We start from the raw sequence: 21757 nt of genomic DNA, 5'->3' as shown, positions 1-21757 counted from the left end.
AACCGGGCAGGCCGGTCTTTTCTTTTTCATGGCGGGCAGGTCTCAATGCGGTCGCCATCTTATGCTGGATGTTTATGAATCCGACACTGCATCTGGTTTCCACAGTTTCAACAGATAGGCTATGGGGACGACTCGTAACTGTGATGGCGATTCTACTTTCGCTGGCCATAGGCTTGATCGGATTTCAAACTTACGTCTCCAGCCAGAAGCAAGGTGCAAGGAATCAGACAAAAAGCATTTCTAATGGCTCAGAGAATGGTGGAGTAAAGACACCAGATCAGCCACGCAATGCTCAAGGAGAATCTCGCTGATGACTGTGGAGCACCGACGGCTCAAAGGTGTTTGTATCGGGGCGGGTTACTTCAGCCATTACCATTACGATGCCTGGCAGAGAATCCCTGATGGGCCAGATTCGAGAAAGGTTGTCTCACCGGAGAAACGTGGCTGTTGTTTTGGATGACGACCCAACAGGGACTCAAACGGTCTATGATACCCCCGTGATCACAGAGTGGTCGGCGGATACTCTGCGGCAGGAGATTCACAATCCCGGGCCGGGCTTTTATATTCTTACCAATTCTCGAAGCTTAAGCCCGGCAGAAACCCAAGAATTGCACCGCAAGTTGGCCACGAATCTTCTGGCGGCCGTCAAAGTCCAGGCCGGTCGCAACAGAACACCGGAGCTGTGTGTGATCAGCCGCAGTAATTCCACGCTACGGGGTCATTTTCCAGTCGAAATCAATACTCTGGCCAAGATTCTGGGCACGCCCGATGTTGTGTTCCTTGTCCCATTCTTTGGGGAGGGGGGCGTCTTACGATTGACAAAATCCACTATCTGGTGCAAGGAGACGACCTTGTGCCTGTGGCAGCGACTCCGTTCGCACGGGACCCTTTTTTCGGGTACACGGCATCGAATCAGAGAGAATGGATCGTTGAGAAGAGTCAGGACACCATCCTCGGAGACAGTATCCGGAGCATTTCGCTGGAAGACATCCGTTGTGGTGGATCTGCTCATGTTCTGGAGATGATCCGCAACTTGCCCAAAGGCCCTTTCTGTATTGTTAACGCCGCTCACTACCGGGATTTGGAAGTCTTCACACTGGCGGTGCTTGACGCCGAGGCTGAGGGAAAGCGATTTTTGTTTCGTTCGGCGGCCGCCTTCGTTGCTGTTCGACTCGGCCTCGAAGCAAAGTCCCTGTTGTCACCGAGGCACCTCTGCGATCTGAATTCACCCACCGGAGGTCTGATCGTTTGTGGTTCCTACGTGCCGGGGAGTACGCGTCAATTAGAACATCTCTTTTCGCAGGGCGAAGTTGAGCCTGCAGAGTTTTCTGTCACGCAATTCGTGAATGGTGATTCACCTGACAAATATGTCACAAAACTGACTAACCAGGTGCGAAACCGACTGATTAATGGACGTAATGTTGTCCTTTTCACAAGTCGTCAGTATGTGGGCGAGGCCGGTACGCAGCAAGGTCTTGCCCTGGGAAGGAGCATCGCATGGGCCTTGGCCCAGATTGTTCGTGAATTGGGAATACGTCCCCGGTTTCTTGCGGTCAAGGGCGGGATTACGTCGAGTGAAGTCGCCCCGAGAGGTCTTGGAGTGAAACGGGCCATCGTTCGGGGACAGGCCCTGCCTGGCGTTCCCGTTTGGGAGTTGGACGAGAACTCTCTTTATCCCGGCCTTAAGTACATGATCTTCCCGGGCAACGTAGGCGGCCCAGATGCCCTTGCTCGGTTGGTCAAAAGTTTAGCCGGGACCGATGACGCCCAGCGGGTTGACAAGCGTACGAACTTGATGAATCCGTAATAAACTCCGCAAGGTTAATTTCGGCCTTCTTCATATCGTTCCGTGCCCGGCGCTGGAAATTTTTCTGCTGCCGAATCGAGCACCAGAACCCAGTCGCAATCCTCTCCTTGACTAGGGGGCTGGAACGTCAGGAGGTCGTCCCGAAAACCATCTCCGAGCGGCCTTGCCTCGCCCATGCGGGGATCGAACCACCATCCCCGAAACACCTCACCTTTCGAACATGATGTCCGAACCGTGATGGGTTTTCCCATTGGAGAGTAAACCATCAAGTATCGACCGCGACTATCTCGGGTGGCCTGAAGATGCTCATCGCCTCGACCAGGGTCATTCACCAAAATCGACTCGTCTGGGATCCGTGACCTCGTGCTGACTTGTCTGTTCTAGGATGACATCTACTCAATGAGCCGATGACGATGCCATCACCTGGCATCGCAAACCCTTTGTAAATAGATGGCGACCTCGCTGCTGAAATCTGCTGGTTTATTCCATGCTGCCGGGCCATTCTGGTCCTGCTCAAAACGATCGTTTCGGAATTTGCCATCGATCGTGTCGAACCAGAGAACGCGGTACTGACCCTGTGGCAATTCTTTCAATGCCAGCGCCTTTGTGCAGTCGTACGAATAGAGAATGTACGATGACCCAGGATTGGCTAGAACCCATTTTGTCTGTTGCGCTGCCAGGTCGTCCGCAGGTTTCATCCGGAACCAATCAGTCTGCTCCATGAACAGCACGAGCTTGCCAGCGTCCAGGATTCGGTCGCGACGGTCCATGCGTGCGGCGTTGAGCTGGGCCTCCAAAGCATGCATTCCCGCCAAAGCACATGCCCAATTGTGAATCCGCGCGGTGCGGCGGTCGATGTTGTGATACTCCGTCTCGTTTCTCATGGCAATGAAAACACCTCGATCACGCCAAGCATAGTTGAGATAGGCCCGGTGTTGGGCGTCAAAGTCTTTGCCGAAGGGGGGAATATGGAGCCACGTGACGATATCAATGACCGGATTGTCGCGATAGTCGGCACTCGTGACCCCATCGGGATGCATGTCTTTTTCGGCAGTTTCCGGAGTCACAAAGCTCTGCACGATGGGGTGCTGGTACTCGTCCACCTGGCGGATCAGCTCAGCCATTTTACGGAAGTGAATAACGCGGCTTCGGGGAAGCTTGTTAGAGCTTTCTTCCAACCCCCAGATGATGTTTTTCAAGTGCTTGAATCGCTTCACGATGCCTTCGATGAAGCGTTTTTCGTCGGGATGTAGGTTTCCCTGACTATCGAGTGTCCAGCCCATTCGCTCAACATCTGTCGCATCGTTATAAAACTCCAAGTGAACGACGATACCCCGCTTTTCGAGCTCCTTAATCCAAAATTCCCATTGGTCGAGAACCTTTTCGTTGAGCGGTTGGGAAGGATCGTGGTTTACAAACGGGCAATGGGTGTCGTCTCCTTCATCTTTGATGTTGCAACGGCGCATCCGAAACATCATGAAATGAACGGCGCTAATGCCAGACTTTCCGAGAAAATCGATGATCTCCATTTGTGGCCCATCGCGCGTTCCGTCAGGAAGCAGTTTTCCTAGGAAGAGGAAATCTTCGGGATTATCCGGGCCACAAAGGAAAAGAGGACGACCGCCGTTGACTTTCAGGTACCCGGGACGTCCGCCCGCGACAATAACCTGACCCGGCAAGGCTGCGGGATTATCCAGCGGCGCTCCCGGCACAGGGACGAATCGTTGTGATTGCTGAGAGCTTTCGGCGGATTCAACGGAGGTGTTGCGTGTGGCCACGAGCCGCGCGGCTTCAGCGTATGACGGATCTCCTGAAGCTCGACGGCGAAGCTCAAGATAGTCAATTCGCGGCAGACGGCCTTCCGGTGAATCCAATGAAAGGGTGATCTTATCGCCTCGGCCCACCGTGACGGCCGGAAAAACATGGGTCTGCCACTCGGCGCTTTTCCCTGAAATTTCTCGTGTCATGCTCTGGTCGGCCCCCACTTTAAGCCGCAACACGCTGGCAGTATCGCTTTGAGACGAATAGGCTACCGCGACATCGTAAATGGCCCTCTCTGCCGTATAGGGTTCATCAAAAATGGTTGCCAGACTTCCTTGACGCGCAGCCTTATTTGGAGCGGCAAAAAGTCGGTGAGATGTCTTGCGGTCGGAAGATGGCTCCAGGTGATAGCCTGACACCTCATAAAAATTCTCCGCTTCCAAGCGTACAACGTCCCGTTCCAAAATTGGCTTGGGTCGCTGCCCAAGTGCGAGGAGACGCCGAAGTTTCTCTGGCGTGGCTTCGGTATCACCCGTCAAAAGGAAATACATCATGCCAGCATCAGAAGGATCGGGGCGCGTCGAAGCAAGCATTCGTTCCCAGAGAAAACACAGAGCCTGATTCCCCGCCTCTTGCGTCCAAAAATAAGCCTTGAATTCATCGGCGGAGGCGCCTGCCCAAGGCGACGCTAGTTTGTTTGAAGACACAGCCACGCGGCGATAGGGAGTCGTGCTGAGGCGTGCATTTTGATCTGGGATCTGCACCCATCGAACACCAAGCTCAATAACATCTCGTTTGGTGGCAGTGAACTGAAAATCTCGCGCAAAACCGTCATTCCAGCGACTGTGCGAAATGCAATACACAAAAGACCGCTTTTCCGGCTGCGCAGCCCGAAGTGCCGCCAGTGGCACATCGACTGGGCCTGCGACAATTAGGTAAAGTGGCGACTCAGGGCTGGCCGCATTGATGACCTGGGTTAAATGTTCAACTGCCTCCTGGCGTTGTTTCTGACAGTTGAAAAAGCGTGTTCGATCAAATCGGAAGAGCTTGGCGGCCCCTAAGACACTCTTTTCGTGTTCTTGCTCCCATTCGCTAAGATTGGCTGAAAGGATGGAATTATAGTGGAAATGAACCAGTTTGTCTTGCAATCCTGCCGAAGCCACAATGGCAAGGGCTACAGGTGAAGCCGCCCAGTCATCAGGGTCGTTGAAATTGCCGTCACAGCTATAAGCGATCGTCCCATGGAAGTCTCTCCCGTCGAAAGGCCCAATCCCATGGGCGAGTCTGGCGAAAAATCCCAGCACAAGACACAGCGATAGACTAACCGATGTGGACCAACCGCGATTGTCTTCCCGATGGTCGATTTCCAAAGCGCATTCACCAGCACGCTCTCGCAAAGTTAGTGATCGACTCATGGTGTGACCCCAGTCTGCAAAACGAACTTTGACTTGGACGTCGAGAGCGCTCTTGCATCAAAGTTTTTTGATACTATTTTGCCTGTCATCGTCCGTTGAGAAGTCGTCGCAGGCGCCGCGCTGGGAAAAGACCAATACTCCCTTCACGGCCCGAGTATTGGAAACACCTGTTGCGAACCCCACTGTAACCAAGCTTTTAACATTGGATACCGGCCCACGCGATCCTGAAAAATGATTGTAACCACTGGGTAGTTTTCGTTTGGCCACAATCACATCCTTATGGCTTGTGAATTTTATCAAATTCGCACTAAAGGGTGAATATATTTCGACAGGAAATGAGATGGGTGGCGCGCGATCTTCGATAACAGCCCGTCTTTCTGCACGGGGATTAAGATCTTCCCATAAGGCGGCCTGATTGACATCCGCCATTGCGGAAAACATACCAAATGATGCCGCGGTTGCCCAAATCTGGAGCTGTTGCTGGCGGGTCTCCGGGGTTGTCCCCTCGCTTCGCCCGAGATGAATAAGTATTCGAACACCACGAACGGCTGCCAGTTCAATGAGCTCTGTCCAGAGGATGTCTTGTTCCACCAGAAGTAATGCCGGGACTCCCTTGACCGAAAACAACATCCCTTGTGTACTGCGGCCAGGTTCCAACGGGGGCTGGGCAGACAACTGACCGTACTCTGTCACCAGTGTCCCGTCTGATCCGATCACGACCGCGCGATTTGGCATATGTTCGGCTTGTGGTTTTATCCCCACTGCAAGCGCAATGTGATAGCGCTTTGCGAGACTTTGAATGTCGCGTAATTCGTTTGGGGCGCAGCTTCTGGCAGGAAAGACCAACAAATCGGCTCTTTCTCGGCTGGCCTTCTGCACAACCTCCTCGATGTCATCCAAATTGTCGGCCACAGTCGTTGCGGCCAAGGTGATTTCCTTTGTGGCAACAGGATAAAACTGCGGCGAGGAGTGGGGTACTTGGCCATCATACATCCGGAGCCCCACCGTCCAAAACTCGTGGAGTGCCGGATGGGTACTCCGCGCGAGGGCCTCGCCCCTGGACGCCAAACTGGGATCAATGTCACAGACGAGCATCGTTTCCTGGTTATCTGGGATGGAAGCAACCACTCTGCCATCAGGGGCGATAACTGCGCTGTGCCCGTGGCCGTCGCAGTGAGCATTCTTCGCGCTATTGGCGAAAATGACCCAGACGTTGTTTCGCAATGCCCTGGACACGTACCAATACCATTGCAATTGAGGCACCCATTCCGCCGCAAAATTCGCCGATAGTTCGATACTGATTTGTGCACCCATCTGGATGGGTAGTTCTTCCACCGTTCGGAGCCATCGATCGGCACAAATGATCGCCCCGACCGGCACACCGTCGATCAAGAAGGTTCCGGGAAGAGGTAAGGAGGGCACATCATGATGTTTCACGTAATGGAAGATGTCGTTCCCCTCTGGATCCACGACCCTGGCGGATTGGATAAACTCACCTGATTTCGAACCGGGCCGGGATTCGCCAAAGACCAAATAGACATTCTTTTCAGCAGCAATTATTCGAAGCGTTTGAAGGGCGTGCGCTAGCTTGTCCGAGTCTTTTGGTTCTGCCCAGAGAGCACCTTCTGGGAAAACGACCACGCGAGCTTGCTGAGCCGCGGCCTTCCCCACCCACTGCCACATCCGTTCGCAATTGGTCTGCAACTCCGGTGCGATGGCCATTTGGACGACCGCCAGTCGCAGTGTGTTCTGTTCGCCTGCCCACACAGGGAAAAAAGAACTCCCGGCTATCAATGCTAGGAGAACGGCGGCAATTATCGAAGAACGCCGAAGTCGAGCGGCCATAAGTGTAATCCCAGTCTGGTGACAACGAGTGCGAGATTTCCCATTCGGCGAGCTTTCATGGTGCAGTGTGGCTCTCATTTGGACATCGCTTTAACGCCGATTGCAAGTGAAGAATTAATGGAACGTCTGCACAATCTCTATGCAGTGCCATTATACTCTGGCGGTTGCCGTCTTTGATAAAGAGTAGAAGCGGAGCGAGATAGTCAATCAGACGGGCCGGAACGATGGCCCGGCGAAAGGGTGATTAGCAGCGGACGTTGGCGGTGCCCACGACTGTCACCATTTATCTTCATCGTCATGTGTTGTTCCAGCGGGCGCAGCCACCAGGCAGTGACTAAGGCGCTCATGGTGCGCGCTAACGGGTCAACAGAACGATAGACTATACAGATGACAATACATTTCTACTGTTGTGGCTCAAAAACGCATTCCACAACCCACAATGCCAGCAGTCTTCAAAACAGTACGTTGTTCACAGGTACTCTAAATATTTTCCACAAAGATAAGGAACTGGAACGAGTGAGAGACGACGGGCCGTCACGTCCATTTTTTGGGACCGTCAACACCTAAAGAACTCATGTACTGCTTGCACCACCCGATCTAAATCAGCTTCTGAATACCGGAAGTCTGCGTGAAAGAAAAGAATACGTTTTGAAAATTCCGTCGCTCGTGGATCGCTCATCATGTGGGGGTGCTTCGGCCAGAGGACCGCTGGATAAATATTTCGCTCAATAAGGTATTGACGCAACCGGTCACGCACTGACTCGGTAGGACATCGAATGACCACGCCGAATGAGCAAGTTTCAGTCGTGGGTGACGGATTGAGAATATCAATGTGTTTTATTTCCCGCAATCGCGTGGCCAGATATTCAACATTTGCTGCCCTTTTGTTCCGCCATTGATCCCAGGGGAAGCGCTCCAAAAGATAAGGGGTGATTTTTAATGGCGAGGAAAGGGGCAGCGGTGTGAAAAGGCTTTCTCCCTCAGTTTGAAAACAACGAAACAAATTTTTCTCCGTGTTTATCCCCTGAAGATATTGATCTTTTATAAGCATCCCCACCAGTTTCTGAAGGGCCGCCCGCTGGTGATCAGGTTCTTCAACCGAAGGTGGGTCGATGGAGTATCCCGCTGGGGACCAGACTGCGCCCCCGTCTGGCAGCGGCAATATTTTGCGGAGCGAAACAATGCAAAAGTCAGCCACCGAGTTGCTTGCCCATGCGCTCCATGGGTCATGCGTGTGGTCTTCGATTATCCCTGCAGGTGTAGTTCGAATAAGCTGAGAAAATTGCGAGGAACGCCAACCGAAATGATTAACAATCAGCACGCAGTCAGAAGGTCGAAGGCCGTTGCAATCCAAGTCTGGCTGAGCTACTGGTAGGTCAGGGTAGGGGACACACTCCAAATCGGCGGCATGAACCGCATCCACCACGCTTTGGCAAATATAGCTGGGCACGTAACAGCGGCGCCAACCTCTGCGTTTTTTGCCTTCCAGGAGGGTGGCCGCGAGGGCCTGGCGGCCGTTTCCATACAGCACTGCATTCGCGGGAAGTGCCGCCTTGGGATAGGAATTACCCAGCGGTGGAACCCAAGCAAATTCACTTCCGTGTTCCCAGGGAGCTGTGGTTTCCATTGAAGGATTGCGAATTTCTCACGCGAGTCGGACAACGTCTTACACAGTACCCCTTAAGGCTGATATGAGGCTCATCCAAGTCTACAAAGCTAATTTACCCACCGTAGAAGACACCTTGCTGAATACTGTTTCACGATACCCGCGTAGGTGTTCTCCAGCACGTCACCAATAAAACCGAGTCTGGCGATTATAGCCAACTGACCCTCGTTCAGGAAATGCAAATGAGATGAAAGGAACGGGCTATCGGTTTTTTTGGCGTATCGTATATCCTACTGCAAACCGTTCAGTCTGCCTATTTTGGCGATCAGCCACTCAACCCCCACTTCTTTGAGATACCCCTGTTTAATAGCGTCTGCAAAAAGATGGCACGCCCATGTCTTCTGCTTTGGGGTTAGTTCCCAACCTCCCGTGGGCGAACAGGATTCTCCAACTTTGTAGAGAAACTTGCGTGCCACGGGAGTAAATAATCCTTTCTCCTTCGCCCAGGCAGCGAGCTTCTTCCATATTTTGTCGTCATCGGGAAAGTACCTATGGAGCAAATCAGCCAATGCCGCGTTTGAAGAAGCCATCAGGTTACTAATAATTTCGTTTACAGAAGATGAATTAGAACTTTCGTTGGCGTGATGCAAGTCCGAGTGGTAGCGAATCGTAGGTGGGTCGTCTCCGTCGATATCTGCGTGTGGAACCTCCTGCAGCATAGTCGCCTGCTCTACGGAAGACTTACTTGCCTCGGCCGGGTGCAACGTCACCCGGCTGGATGGGCTTGGCAATGGAATTGATTCTTCTAGAGCTGGCTCAACTCGGTCCACTGACTGGCCACCGTTACTCACTCCCCAGTTTTGTGTTGCACCGTTTCGTGGCAATGATTTTCGTACGCCAGGTTGTTCGTAGGGACCGTTGCGAGTTTCGGATTCAGAATCTGCATCACCGTCGCACAGCTCAGAGTCGTCATGACCCCGTTTGTTTTCGTGTGGCGTTTCCGCCTCACTCTCAGTCCACGGTCGAATATTGAGTTCGCGGCATTTGTCCAAAATATATTCCAGGCAACGTTTGCGGTTGGCGTAGAACTCTGATTGCCGAACCCTCACGATCGTCCAGCCTACACGTTCTAACTGCAACTGGCGGTGCAGGTCTCGGAGAAACTGTTCACGACCGTGCCACGAGTCACCATCACACTCAATTCCCAGACGTTTCTGTTCACCTTCCACAACGAGGTCGATCCGGTATCCCGCCACAGCCCATTGCGGGCGGATTCGGTATCCCAGACGGAGAAGCGCGAGGGCCACTTCCGCTTCGAACCAACTTTCAAACGGCGCTGGCGGCCGAATGGTTTTCCGGTTGCGGCCATGCTTGAAAACCGTTTCTAGAGACTCGCGCTGTGCGAGCACCCCGTCGGACAGTGCCTGCTCTGGCGAGTAAAAGAATTTGCAGAGCTTGTAGCGAATGTCTTCCGGTGACAAATCTTCCAGTCGAACGCTATGGAACAACCAGACCTGATCGCGTGCACGGCTCATCGCCACGTTAAATCGGCGTTTTTCGTCATCTGTCGTCAGGGCGCGAAAATGCTGGTTTGGTGCCACTACGAGGGAAAGGAAAATGACGTCCCGTTGGTCTCCCTGAAAGGTGGGGGACGTCCCGCACGTGAGTTTCCGGTCTTCCAGTTCCTGCGGTTCGATGCGCTCGCTGAGAAGCCGTTGGATCAGCTCCATCTGAGCCTGTCCCTGGAGCGTGATCACGCCGATTGTCTTACCCTTGTACGCGGGATCCCGCAGACACTGCTGAATTTTTTCGACGATAGCCTCGGCTTCGGCGCGGTTGATGATGTTCGGACTTTCACCCTCTGTTTGGCCACTGGGCACAAAAAAGGCCTGCAGTGGTGGAAGCGACTGCGGCGGGGCCTGTCGAAGGGGAATGAGGGGCTCCTCAGTGTAGCAGAGATCATTGCTGAAACGTATGATTTGGGGAACACATCGAAAATGCTCGCGCAAAGTGATGGGGAGGCCGAAGGCTCGAAGGGCATGATCGTAAAGACTGAAGTCGGGCTGATAGTTTTCTGCAAAATCGAGTACGCCCTTCAGATATCGATCGATAAGCCCATTGATGCGTTCCTGTTCGATAAATTGCTTTCCCGGGCTATTCTGCTGGTCATCGCCCACCACAACGAGTCGTTTGCCCAGCAGGAGAAGGAGGAGTGAATCGAGACCGGCTTGGGATGCCTCGTCCACGATAATCGTGTCAAAGATCCCCGGTTCAACACTGGCAGTTTCCCACACTCTGTGGACCGGCATGATCCATACGGGGATTTTCGGAAGACACTCAAACAGGTAGCGACGCGCTTCGCGCCGCAATCTCGGTGCGCGTTTGCCGGTTCCCTTCCCGATTCGCTGAATCGTCTTGACCCAGGCCTGAAGGTTCTGACGTGTGCGGTCGTCGAGCCGCAGCATGAATGCTTGCCATGCCTTGAGGCTCGCAAGTTGCTTGATGATCTCGCGTTCCTGTTTTCGGAGCTCTTCTAAAAAGAGTTTCAGCTCCTGATACCGACCGGGCTGGGTGACCTTGCGAAGCCACGCTCGGGCCTCCGACCAGGTCCACGCATTCGCAAGACGCTTGATCACTTTGCGGGCTGAAGCTTGGCCTTCTGTTTCAATTAGCCAGTTCTTCAGTGCTGGGTATGCATTTTCGATACGCTCGCGCAGAGCAAGGTACCGTTCGTGAGATGCAATTAGCGCCTTTCGTCTGGAGTACTCGTCGCGACCCGACTGCCAGAGCTCAAGGTCCATGTTCTCGAGTGCTCGACAACACTTACCCACGGCCGGATCTCCGGACTCCTGATGTTGGGACCGCAATCGCGAAGCGAGTTCCTCAATCCGACGTTGGGTGCGGGCTAGACCTCGGTGTGCCCGTTCCCTTGTAATGGCTTGCTCCCACCTCTGTAGGGAGTCATCCAGGAAAAGTGTTTGCCAGTCCTGAACGGGGAGCATCGATAAGGTAGAACGTGCAGTTTCGAAAGCCCGAAAGAGGGCCACCAGTTGGACCTGCCATTGCCGAAGCTGCACCGTGGCCGCCAACACATCGCCGGCCGGAAAGTCAATTTTGCCCGGCCACATCGCGAAGGCGGAGAGCACCAACTCTTTGAATTCCAGATACTTGATCAGGTCGTCAAGCTCGCTCAAACTTTCCGGTGCGACACCATTGACACGACAAAGCTGTTCGACAAAGTTCGTCTCTTTGACGACGCGCGGTGTGAAGAACAGCAACCAGCGGCGTTTACCGCCCCGCCGAAAGTGTTCGGCTCTTCGCTTGGCGGCCGCGAGAATTTCCCTTAATTCCATATCGTCTGGATAGGTAACTCTGGTCGTCTGCAAAAATGCGCTGTGTTCTGACAGCCGTTTGAGGGCATCCGACCAATACCGAATAAGCGGCAGCCAGCTGGGGTGTTTCCCCCCAGCAAATTCCTGGATCACTAACTGAAGAGCTTCCCCAAGTGTGCTCGAAGCTTCTCGAATTGTTCGACACAGTTGGGTCAGGCTGGCCCAAAGTTGTTCAATGGTATCATCAGGGAGATGTTTGAGGCGGCTGAAAATGCTCGCATCGAGGACCGCGCCGGGTTCCTGAATTTGGGCTTGAAACGCGGAATATTCGTGAAACAAGGTTGCAATCTCTTCGGTGCCGGGAAGCTCAAACCCGGTTTTGGTCCAGGCCAGGCTTTGCTTTCGATCAGGGGTTAACTGCGCATGCCAATCCGCAAAGAACTCCAGGTCATCGTCAGATAGCGGAAAATGAGCCCTGGGGCCCTCTTTCGGCAGCCATCGATACTTGGCGGCACGTCTTCTGACCTTTTGCGCGATTTGCGCCGCCGTCCCGGTATATCCTCCGGGCAATGCACGGTCCACTCGAGTTTCGGCCTCTCGAACGTCACAAAGTTCCTTTTCCAGCCGTGCTATTTCATTACGGCACTTCCGAAGCTCCCGAGAAAGTCTTTCGATTTCCGCGGTTTGAAAAAGCTCATCCCACTGTTCGGCGCGGCGGACAATCCGCTGGACGGAGTCCTCCATGAGTTTCAGCTCACTCCGCGAGTTTCCCAGCGCAATGACGCAGAGGTCCCTGATGTCCTCTGGTAGCATCTCACGAAGCACTGTCAGTGCCTTCGCCGACTGGGCCGTGATCAACAGGCGATGGCCCTGGGCGAGGAGATGACAAATGAGATTCGCGATCGTTTGGCTCTTACCTGTTCCGGGAGGACCTTTCACCAAGACGCACGGCTGTTCCGAAAGCCGTTGAGCAATCCGACGTTGCTGGTCGTTAGACGGTAACGGGAAATAAAGCTCCTCTTCTGGAATGATGGAGCCAGACGATGTCTTGGAGGTTTTGCGATTGCTTTCAGATTCAGAGATCAAGTCGGCTTCCTCCCAGGGCGCGGCTCTCCCTTCTAACAGCAGCATTTGCCACGGACGAGTTTCGCAGAATCGCCCTTCCTCGAATCCCTTAATCAGCTGATGGACCGTCTCTTCGTACCCTGTGAAAACACGACGCCGAAGGGCAAGGGCTGGGGCAAAACGAAGACTTAAGGAGGCCCGTTTTTCACCGCGAGGCGAAATCGCTGCTGGATCGATCACGATTTCAGGAGAGAGGTGGTTGCCCACCAGATTCAGCAACTCTTCGATGAGCGTCAATCGGGTGAGATCACAATCGAGCTCCTGCAGTTTGTCTTGCAAAGGAGTCTGGGTAAAGTCCGGCCGAAGATGGGAGGGCAGAAACGTGAGATCGAGCTTGAATTGGGTAAAGTCCCAGGAAGGCCTCACCACGAGTTTTCCTCTGATGGGTTCGAGAACGATATCCGCAGGCGCCACAAACAGGTGGCGGCAGTAAAATTGGCCGTCGATGACTCCTTCCAGCAATCCGAACGCCATGACCAGTTCGGATGTCTCGTCGCTCGTACCGGAGAGACGTCGCATCAAATCGAGTTGGGAATACAGTCGCTGGCTTCCATACCACAAAGAGTAGGCGGCACGCCAGGAACGCCATTTCTCCAGATAATTGGTGAACGCCTTTTGAACCTCCGGGTGGTCCTCGAGTCGCTCGTACGCTATCGAGTCGTCTGGGCCCCGTTCCCCATCATGAGTAAACGAGGGGGCCAGGGCAGTCCCTGTGGAAGGGATTTCTGAAAGAAGCGTGGGCTCGGTTCCGGGCGGATAACGTAGCGAATTCGGATAGTCCGCGATCCAGCGCTTCAGTGCGGCTGGGGGTTCCGGCATTGCCGGTTCCCTCAGCTTTTGCATTTCCAGCCAGAGCTCAGCATCCGTTTCGCTCCCGTTGTTTTCACGAAGCAAAGGGGAATCAATTCCCTCGGCACCGCGTTTGAGTTCCGCATCCAAATCTGCCCACCACAGGATACGATCATCCTTCGTATATGTGGTGCCGCTCCGTCGTCGGAGTCCGGAGTAGTCCCACAAAAACTTCAGAAGTGCCGATGTTCTCTCCCGAAGAGCGTGGGTCCTCATTGGCATGTCCCCTTTCTAGGAAGTATTCTCGGTAGCTGGAAAGCCCGTCGATTTCCTGGTGTCTTAAGCACAGTTGCACTCAATAACCTATTAATTAAACAGGGCCTAACGTTCAAACAACAAGGCCGGGCTGAATGGGTTAATTAGGCGAACTGTACCGTGACGCCTGTGGAAAAATGGCTCCAATAACCTGTCCCGCGGGACCCGACAGAGAGATTGGAACATCTATGCCGGCAGGACGTCAGGATGCCACCTCTACCAATACATTACTGCCCCAAATTGCATCAATAACCGAGATCGCATAAGCGATACGTTGCACAGTTTGTGTTCGAACGCTGACCAGATAACTCTTCCCGTCGCAACAGGATAAAAACGACAAAAACAATTCTCACACGCGTAAGTCCGCGGTCGCATCATCTTTCTCAAAATGCGCTAGATGATCGTTCGGTATTTTCTACGCTTTAGGTCCTGTGATGTTAACATTGGGAGCAGCTCTCCGTGGCCATCCGTTCCGCGATTAAGGTGGTTGTGAACCCACGAGTTGCACAATTGGGGTTGAAATGCAATCGAGTAACTGGCGATCGGTAAATCAATCGAACGGAATGCGGCCTAGCGCATCAGCTCTAAGAGAAGCAGCCGGCTTTGAACACCCAGACACCGTTGCGAGGCCAGCGGGCCAAATCTTGTGTCGTAGGGCATGCATTGATGTGGATTGTCCGGAGCCCAGGGCTAACTGTTGGCTTACGGGAACCCGAGGCTCGATAAAATTGCCATAAAAAACTTTTAGACCGTCCGATTGACAGTTAAGCCTGTTCCTTTCATAACAGGCTGTGAAGACATACGAATGTGGATTGATTCAATCAGCTGCCTAGCTTTCGTCTCAATTCAGGGGAGGTTATGCAATGGCCGTGACTCTCCTCCGATGTGCCGTGATCATGATTGGCGGGGCGCACGTCTTGTTTGCGACAGTTTTAAACGTTCGGGCAGCAGAAACTGACCAGTTGTCGAAACCGAATTTCATCGTGATTTTGGCGGACGATCTAGGCTATGCTGATGTGGGATTTCAGGGCTGTCAGGATATTCCTACGCCGAATCTGGATAAGCTTGCTCATCAGGGAATTTGCTGTACTCAGGGATATGTCTCCCATTCGTTCTGCAGTCCCACCCGTGCGGGACTGATGACCGGACGTTACCAGCAGAAGTATGGACACGAGAATAACCCCCGGTACGATCCAAAAGATACCTTTGCCGGGCTTCCGACACGCGAGATCACCGTGGCGAATATTTTGTCGGAAGCGGGTTATGTGACAGGAGCGGTGGGAAAATGGCATTTGGGGGCGGCACCGCACTTCCATCCTCTCAAGCGTGGTTTTCAGGAGTATTTCGGTTTAATCGGTGGCGGACACGACTATTTTGATGTGGGAGAACCCGGCGAATCACGGGAATACCGTATACCCCTCCAGCGAAACACGACACCGGAAAAGTTCGATGGTTATTTGACGGATGTTTTATCCGACGAGGCTGTGGCGTTTGTCCGACGCCATCGAGATAAACCTTTCTTCTTATATCTGGCCTACAATGCTCCTCACGCACCGCTTCAGGCACCCGATCGCTATCTAGAACGGGTCAAACATATTCAGGATGCTCGACGGCGTGTGTATGGCGCGATGATCGCTGCTCTCGACGATGGTGTGGGCCGTCTGTGCGACGCCCTCGCAGAGTTGGGGCTCGACAAAAGAACGCTCATCTTCTTTTTGAGCGACAATGGCGAGCCAGTGGATGTCACACATGCCAGCAACGCGCCGCTGAGAGGTGGTAAAGGCTCGGTATATGAAGGGGGAATACGAGTACCGTTCGTCGTGCGGTGGACTGGCGTCCTGCCAGCCGGATACACGTACAACGAACCGGTGATTTCGCTGGACATTCCAGTGACGCTGGCAGAAGCGGCTGGGGCTACCTTGCCGTCTGATCGCGAGATTGATGGGGTGAATCTATTACCGTACTTTTTGGATCAGCACAAAGGGGCACCGCATGAAGCACTTTTCTGGCGCCAGGGCGGCGGAACCAGTTGGGCCGTTCGCCGGGATGATTGGAAACTGGTGAAGGCCGGGCAAAATCAGGAACTCCAACTATTTAACCTGCGGCAGGATATCTCAGAAACGACGGATGTTAAAGCGCAATACCCCGAGATTTGTGAAGAACTGCAGCAGCGGTATATCGAATGGAACAACCACAATGTGCCACCGATTTTTGAAAGTCCGCGAGCTTCTCGGGACCGTACTGTTCGCCAGCGAGGGAATGCCGTTCCGAAACCGGCCAATTGACAAAGTTTTTGTGAGTGTCGTTGCAAATGCCAGCGTTTGCCTGCTGAGAACCAAAGTGAACCTCCCGCATCTATACAGCCAAAAAAGCGGCGACAAGATAACTTTTGGCGAGTATAACCGGAAAATGCAAGAGGAACTTCCAGTGGTTGCTGACGCGGGTTGGGACTGTCTTGATTTAGCGCACACTTTTCGCGGTCCTACCGTACGGCCCAATGTGTGTTGCAGTGAAATTCACGGGTACAAACATATGATTCGCACAGGGTTGAACGTCCGCACTGTGGCAGCTCTTGTGGCGTTTTTAACCGTCTTCGTGGCGGTCATCCGAGTGGATGATGCGGCACGAGCAGGTGACGTGGAGAAAGCGCCACCTGTGTTCGCTGTGCGCACGCTCTATGCTCCCGGGCATTTCGGCAACAGTTATGAGGTAATGGGTGAAAACGAGATGCAGGAAATACTTCAGGAGGCACTTTTTTGGGGGTTCAATCGCTATGCCGACTGGTTTGACATGGAGGATTGTGCCGACCCGTTTTCCGGAAAAAGAGTGTATCAACTGGGCCATGTCTTGTGGGCCCGGAAAAAGGCTCACTTCTTGAGCGCGCAAAGGTTGGGATTGGCATGCGACCTGGTCATCACACCGAATCACGTCTATGTGGACCAATGCCGTGCAGATTGGTTGGCCACGACGAACGATAAAATTTTCGGACAACTCCTGTGTCCTTCCATTCCAGAGGCAAGGGCAGCTATTCTCCGGAACTATGAAAACCTTTTTGCCGACCTGGCGGCAAGCGGTGTGCGTGTTTCTGCACTCGTTGCGGCTCCCTACGATTTCGGTGGATGTGCCTGTGATAGGTGCCGACCGTGGATTCTGACATTTGCGAAATTATGCCGCGAGATCTATGAGATTGGCCGAAAGTATCATCCAAAGCTCGCGATGGAGATAATCGGCTGGTGGTGGCAGCCGGAAGAACATCAGTTATTCGCCACGTGGTGCGATGAGCATTATCCCGGCTGGGTGAGCCAAATGTACCTTCATATTCCATATGGGCAGACCGATGTGGCTTCCCTCCCTCTGCCTCAAGGCTGTGCACGCTCAGCATTCGTTCATATTGGTTACGCCGACCAGGCAGCTCCCCGGGATGTCTACGGCCACCTCGGTCCTGTGATTGCCCCAACCCGATTAGAAAAAACAGTTCACGACCTGGCTCGGCACGGCTGCCACGGCGTGATGGCTTACTCGGAGGGTGTCTTTGACGACGTCAACAAGGCGATTCTTGCTGGTTTGGCAAGTGGTCGGTACTCCTCCACAGACGAAGTGTTACGGGCGTATGCTGTCCGTTGTCTTTGCGCCACGGACGCGAATACCGCAGAATGGGTCGCCTGGCTAAAACTTTGGGGGCGTCCGTTCGAAGTGGACGCTGCGGCAGCCGAAAAAGATCTGGAAAAAATGCTACCGGTGGACAGGCCAGGAAATTGGCGAGTCGTTCAGTGGCGATACAAGTGCAAACTCATGAAGGATCATCAAGAGGTGATGAGGGAAAATGAGTGGAGCGCGGAACGTATCGCGGCAGCCGAACATTTCTTTGCAGCTCAGGAAGAACTTCAGCGCAAGGTGTGGGGACTAGGGCCATTGCGACATATTTTTGCCCGCCCCTTCACACCATTGCCGTGGTATGGAAGTTGGGCGGACTACCAGAAGAAGCATGCCATGGGGCTCTCTGAGCAGCAATGAGCGAGTCTGATCGATCCCAGGTACGTTTGTTGGATCGGCCATTGACAACGCGCCCTAACCGGCGCATGAACGGGCAGCAAAACATCGTCACAACCGGGCATTAACGGGGGTGAGTTTGAGATTCAACTTCCACACGATCGAAGAGCGAGCGTTTCAAGAAAAGAAAATTTTGGCCGCGGAACTCAGTGACTGTTCCCCAAACTTTCCAAAACACATTCCCGGCATAAGCGCTCTGAACCCGTAGAAGCCGTTCGAGGGCGAGATTCTCCAGTACGACGAGTCGATGCTTGCCGTCCTCGGAGAAGAACACGTAACGCTCACCCGCGGGCCGGAGCGTGCCCGTGATCGCCTCAAGTGCTGTGCCCTCGCGAAGTCTTGGCTGGGAAACGTTTGCGCCTGCTGCACTCGAATCGGACTTCGACTCGAAATCAGTCGACGGGATTGGTGAATTGAAGGAATCTCCCGACCAGTTGCCCTTGTCCGCACTTTTGGTAGGTGAACTCTCTCCCCGGCCTTTGGATGTAGCCGTGAGGATTCCAAGGGCAGCCAACCACTGTCCCAAAATTCGCCAAAAGGACCGTCGATCGATTGTGCGGATGACTGTTGCAGATAAAGGCGTTCGGTCGGACGCAGATGGCGGTCTTTTTTCCCGATTTGCCGGCGGGCGGTTAGTCAATACGGCACCACGTCCGAAGCGAGCAAGTGACATGACCGCTGATCGCCACCTCATATTCAGCCACCGGGCTTGGGCAGCGCGAGGCTGTAAAGCACAAGAACTGAACCGGCAGAAAGCATCGCATAGCCAAGCCACTCGGGCGGTCGCACGGTTTTGGGAGGAAGGTTGGTTTGCAAACCTGTGACGGCGGCAACAGCATCGCTGGCAGTGGCCACAGGATGGCCCGTTCGTTCAGCCAGGAATTTCGTCGCCTCTGGCGTGAGCACCACGGAGTCGATCATCCGCAATTCCAGCCCAAAAAAGAGCAGGAACAATCCCAGCATATAATAATGGTACCGGTTCAATTCCATGGCCTGCCGACCCTCGCCAGACTTCTCTTCTCGCGGACAGTCACCAAGGTCTCGCTCCAAAACCGTCGCAACGCACGTTTGGTGAATCTGGGCTAAACAGCCACAAGTGCAACACCCAACATGGAGTGCCCTGATACATCATCGGCGAGAATGCAGGTGGCGATTATCCTCCCCGACGGATGCCAGTCGGAGTCGATTCTGACGGATATTTGAATCGCTCGGCACGTAAGCTTCGTGGCGGACAAATTGAACGTACGGGAAAGCTGGGGCAATACGCTTCTGGCGCAAAATCCGAATAAGCGAGGGGCTTGCGTCAACGGGGCGAATTTCCCCGAGCGGCGGCACGCGCTCTAGGGTTGCGGGCGAAGCTATGAGCTACACTTCAAAAGGAAAGAACGATTTGTGCTCGACAGCACTCAGAAACTTTGCGGCAAATGTCATGCAGCAGCTCGAGAAGAGCATTTTACGAAGCCTGACAGTTTGCCGCTTGATAAACACGGAAGGCTTCTGAACACACTGGAATCGGTCGACCGTAACCATAAACGAAAGCCATTGGATCTCGGATCCTGGACGTAGGTAAATGGCGAACAGAGAAGGAGAACAAAGATGGCCAAGCGGGTCCTTATTGCAGATGATTCAGTCCTCATCCGACGAATGATCGCCGAGATCCTTTCCCAAGCGGGATGGGAGGTTGTTGCCGAAGCCGGCAATGGCGCCGAGGCGGTAGCCAAGTACATTGAGTGCCGGCCGGATGTGGTCACTCTGGACATCGTGATGCCGGGAACCGATGGCATTTACGCTTTGGAGGGAATTCTTGCGGCCGATCCTCAGGCCAAAATCGTCGTGGTGAGTGCCCTCAACCAGACGAAACTGATTTCAGAGGCCATTCGAAAAGGGGCCCAAGATTTCATTGCCAAGCCATTCCTGCCCGAACAGCTTTTAGAAACCGTCTCGAACTGCGTCGGCGAGGCAGCGGTTGCCGTCTGAACGAGCGATGGCCATCGGGCGAACCCGAAAACCGGCCACGCCACACGTACCGAGAATCCAGGAAGATCTTGGTCCCTGCTGGCGAAAGTCAGTTTGTCACTTGACTGGTTGAGCGCGAAGTGTGAACTCGATCGTTCCCTGACCAACCCGATTGGATATCAGGTCGACCACGGTCAGTCGCAGGACATAGCGGCCCGCCGCTACATCTTTGGGGAACGAAAGCTCGCAGCCAATAAAGAAGTCCCGTCGTGGACGACGGCAATACTCTTCGTTCGGAGCATATTCGTAACGAGCAACTTCTTTGCCAGTGCTGTCGAGAATTTGGTAGCTGCTTCGCCACGACGTGCGATAACCCTTAGGAGTGGATTCCGCACTAAGGTTTTCCACCTCGGCGTAAAGTAAAACTTTTTGACCGCAAGTGAATTCGTACTTGTCAAAAGCTTCGTACACTCCCCAGCTTTGCACAGAGGTCACGAAGGCCAGCCCCGTTACTTCCAACGGACACTCTTCTCCCAAGCGCCGTATACCGTTTTGCAAATGTCGCCGCGCTTCGGCCAGCCGCAGCTTGGGGTCAGGATTGAGGTGCGAATCCTGGAGGAGCCCCAGAGCGAAAAGCGTTTCGGACCAGAACTCCTGAAGCGCGGGACTCGTTTCGGGAATCGGCTGCAAGGCGTTTTCTCGGTTTCCAAGGGCCAGTTCCAGAAGCCGTAGCCGGATTTCGGCAGACTCATCCCGGTGCGTGCTGTGCTCAAGACTGTTCACCGCTTGTCGAAGGTATGACTCCCAAGTCTCGTCAGATGCCCTGAAGGGGGCCGTGATGGAGTCCGCTCCCCGAGCGGAAACATCACTTACGGTGGCTTCACCGACCGGTTGCTTGGGCGTCGGGTTACTCTGCGTGGCCCGATCGAGCGAGTTTGCAAATGCCGCCGTGGTAAGAATGGCTTCGGGCTGTCGGGGCTGCGGCGGAAGGGTGGTGGGACTGGTTGGAAAGGCGCGGCCTTCCTCGGGGGGGCCAGGGCGGTCGCTCAATGTCAAAGCGACGCTCTGGACGCTGGAAACGGTCGGACGCAATTCCGACCCCAGAGCTTGTGTCGCCACCGAAGGCAAGGTGCTATCGGCAACTGGCGTAAGGGGTGAATTTCCAGAGGGAATTTCAACTTGTTTGACAGTGGTCAGGCCTCGCTTGCGGCGGAGCTCCACACTGGCACGGAAGAAGTCGACCACGGCCGGCCAGAGATCCGGCGGCGTCCGACAAAGATCCTCGACAAGCTGGGCTTTGTTCTCGGGAGTCAGCAGCCCCTCGGCCTCGAGCTCTTCCACAAGCAGGTTAATTGAGACGGCGCTCGGCCGAGCTCCCTCCACTGCGGGGATGGCCGCCGCGCCCTGTTGGGCATTTTGTGCCGACTCCGTACTGTTTTTCGTGGCGGTAGGCTGCGACGATGCGGCGTTATCTTTTTCTGACGGTCCGTTGGTCTCCTCAGTGGACCCGTGCGTGGCCCCAGTGGGCTGGCTTCGTCGGGAATCCTGTTCCGCGCCACGCGAAGCAGAGAAACTAGGATTGCTTTGCAAATATTTGGAACGTGGCGCTAGACCGGGCTGAAACGGGAGGGATGCGCAGCCGCCCAGCCCAGCGCAACTCAGGAGCGTCACGAGAAAGCAGAGGCGTTGCAAGCGGTTCATCCTTGATGCCACGCGCAGTAACTCCGATTTTGCGGTGAAATCTTAGCAAACACGG

General features: G+C 54.0%; 13 protein-coding genes and 1 pseudogene. 6 read left to right on the top strand and 8 right to left on the bottom strand.

The window, feature by feature from the left end:
• From ABJK56_RS09065 to ABJK56_RS09055, 3 genes and pseudogenes are all read left to right on the top strand, one after another.
• On the top strand, positions 1-311 hold a 311-nt coding region (locus ABJK56_RS09065; protein ID WP_347244344.1), incomplete at its 5' end, for a hypothetical protein.
• A gap of 69 nt (positions 312-380) precedes the next feature.
• A pseudogene (locus ABJK56_RS09060) lies at positions 381-794 on the top strand (four-carbon acid sugar kinase family protein); the annotation flags it as partial.
• On the top strand, positions 788-1807 hold the full coding sequence (locus tag ABJK56_RS09055; protein ID WP_347244346.1) for a nucleotide-binding domain containing protein: 1020 nt from the start codon (positions 788-790) through the stop codon (positions 1805-1807). The pseudogene ABJK56_RS09060 and the gene ABJK56_RS09055, both read left to right, overlap by 7 nt.
• Before the next feature lie 14 nt (positions 1808-1821).
• On the opposite strand, the gene ABJK56_RS09050 is transcribed toward ABJK56_RS09055, so the two are convergent.
• The 5 genes from ABJK56_RS09050 to ABJK56_RS09030 form a co-directional block, all read right to left on the bottom strand.
• On the bottom strand, positions 1822-2160 hold the full coding sequence (locus ABJK56_RS09050; RefSeq protein ID WP_347244345.1) for a putative collagen-binding domain-containing protein: 339 nt from the start codon (positions 2158-2160) through the stop codon (positions 1822-1824).
• Between the two features lie 66 nt (positions 2161-2226).
• Complete coding sequence (locus tag ABJK56_RS09045; RefSeq protein WP_347244343.1) at positions 2227-4983, bottom strand: DUF4038 domain-containing protein; 2757 nt, start codon at positions 4981-4983, stop codon at positions 2227-2229.
• A gap of 57 nt (positions 4984-5040) precedes the next feature.
• The gene (locus ABJK56_RS09040; RefSeq protein ID WP_347244342.1) at positions 5041-6828 is read right to left on the bottom strand and encodes a carbon-nitrogen hydrolase family protein; all 1788 of its coding nucleotides are present in this window, start codon (positions 6826-6828) and stop codon (positions 5041-5043) included.
• A 556-nt stretch (positions 6829-7384) separates the two neighbouring features.
• Positions 7385-8455 carry a hypothetical protein gene (locus ABJK56_RS09035; RefSeq protein WP_347244341.1) on the bottom strand — a complete coding sequence of 357 codons (1071 nt, stop codon included), beginning with the start codon at positions 8453-8455 and terminating at the stop codon, positions 7385-7387.
• Between the two features lie 269 nt (positions 8456-8724).
• Entirely contained in the window at positions 8725-13956 is a 5232-nt protein-coding gene (locus tag ABJK56_RS09030) for an AAA domain-containing protein (RefSeq protein ID WP_347244340.1), read from the bottom strand.
• A 902-nt stretch (positions 13957-14858) separates the two neighbouring features.
• Here ABJK56_RS09030 and ABJK56_RS09025 point away from each other — a divergent pair.
• Positions 14859-16280, top strand: coding sequence for a sulfatase (locus tag ABJK56_RS09025; protein ID WP_347244339.1), 1422 nt, complete (start codon positions 14859-14861; stop codon positions 16278-16280).
• A gap of 124 nt (positions 16281-16404) precedes the next feature.
• Positions 16405-18009, top strand: a complete 1605-nt coding sequence (locus tag ABJK56_RS09020; RefSeq protein ID WP_347244338.1) for a hypothetical protein — start codon at positions 16405-16407, stop codon at positions 18007-18009.
• Positions 18010-18109: 100 nt separating this feature from the next.
• On the opposite strand, the gene ABJK56_RS09015 is transcribed toward ABJK56_RS09020, so the two are convergent.
• Both ABJK56_RS09015 and ABJK56_RS09010 read right to left on the bottom strand, forming a co-directional pair.
• On the bottom strand, positions 18110-18739 hold the full coding sequence (locus ABJK56_RS09015) for a hypothetical protein (protein WP_347244337.1): 630 nt from the start codon (positions 18737-18739) through the stop codon (positions 18110-18112).
• Positions 18740-18741: 2 nt separating this feature from the next.
• On the bottom strand, positions 18742-19035 hold the full coding sequence (locus tag ABJK56_RS09010; protein ID WP_347244336.1) for a hypothetical protein: 294 nt from the start codon (positions 19033-19035) through the stop codon (positions 18742-18744).
• Positions 19036-19641: 606 nt separating this feature from the next.
• Between ABJK56_RS09010 and ABJK56_RS09005 the strand changes: the two genes are divergently transcribed.
• Positions 19642-20022, top strand: coding sequence for a response regulator (locus ABJK56_RS09005; RefSeq protein WP_347244335.1), 381 nt, complete (start codon positions 19642-19644; stop codon positions 20020-20022).
• A 96-nt stretch (positions 20023-20118) separates the two neighbouring features.
• On the opposite strand, the gene ABJK56_RS09000 is transcribed toward ABJK56_RS09005, so the two are convergent.
• Positions 20119-21702, bottom strand: a complete 1584-nt coding sequence (locus ABJK56_RS09000; protein ID WP_347244334.1) for a hypothetical protein — start codon at positions 21700-21702, stop codon at positions 20119-20121.
• Positions 21703-21757 lie beyond the last annotated feature (55 nt).

The organism is Thermogutta sp. (assembly GCF_039793925.1).
GTDB lineage: Bacteria > Planctomycetota > Planctomycetia > Pirellulales > Thermoguttaceae > Thermogutta.
Note: the sequence above shows the minus strand (reverse complement) of the source record. Positions and strands in the feature narration are given on the sequence as shown.

Excerpts from the sequence above, each read along its gene's own strand:
- ABJK56_RS09045 (WP_347244343.1), bottom strand. The coding sequence starts at position 4,983 with ATGAGTCGATCACTAACTTTGCGAGAGCGTGCTGGTGAATGCGCTTTG.
- ABJK56_RS09040 (WP_347244342.1), bottom strand. The coding sequence starts at position 6,828 with ATGGCCGCTCGACTTCGGCGTTCTTCGATAATTGCCGCCGTTCTCCTA.
- ABJK56_RS09035 (WP_347244341.1), bottom strand. The coding sequence starts at position 8,455 with ATGGAAACCACAGCTCCCTGGGAACACGGAAGTGAATTTGCTTGGGTT.
- ABJK56_RS09030 (WP_347244340.1), bottom strand. The coding sequence starts at position 13,956 with ATGAGGACCCACGCTCTTCGGGAGAGAACATCGGCACTTCTGAAGTTT.
- ABJK56_RS09025 (WP_347244339.1), top strand. The coding sequence starts at position 14,859 with ATGGCCGTGACTCTCCTCCGATGTGCCGTGATCATGATTGGCGGGGCG.
- ABJK56_RS09020 (WP_347244338.1), top strand. The coding sequence starts at position 16,405 with ATGCAAGAGGAACTTCCAGTGGTTGCTGACGCGGGTTGGGACTGTCTT.
- ABJK56_RS09015 (WP_347244337.1), bottom strand. The coding sequence starts at position 18,739 with ATGAGGTGGCGATCAGCGGTCATGTCACTTGCTCGCTTCGGACGTGGT.
- ABJK56_RS09010 (WP_347244336.1), bottom strand. The coding sequence starts at position 19,035 with ATGGAATTGAACCGGTACCATTATTATATGCTGGGATTGTTCCTGCTC.
- ABJK56_RS09005 (WP_347244335.1), top strand. The coding sequence starts at position 19,642 with ATGGCCAAGCGGGTCCTTATTGCAGATGATTCAGTCCTCATCCGACGA.
- ABJK56_RS09000 (WP_347244334.1), bottom strand. The coding sequence starts at position 21,702 with ATGAACCGCTTGCAACGCCTCTGCTTTCTCGTGACGCTCCTGAGTTGC.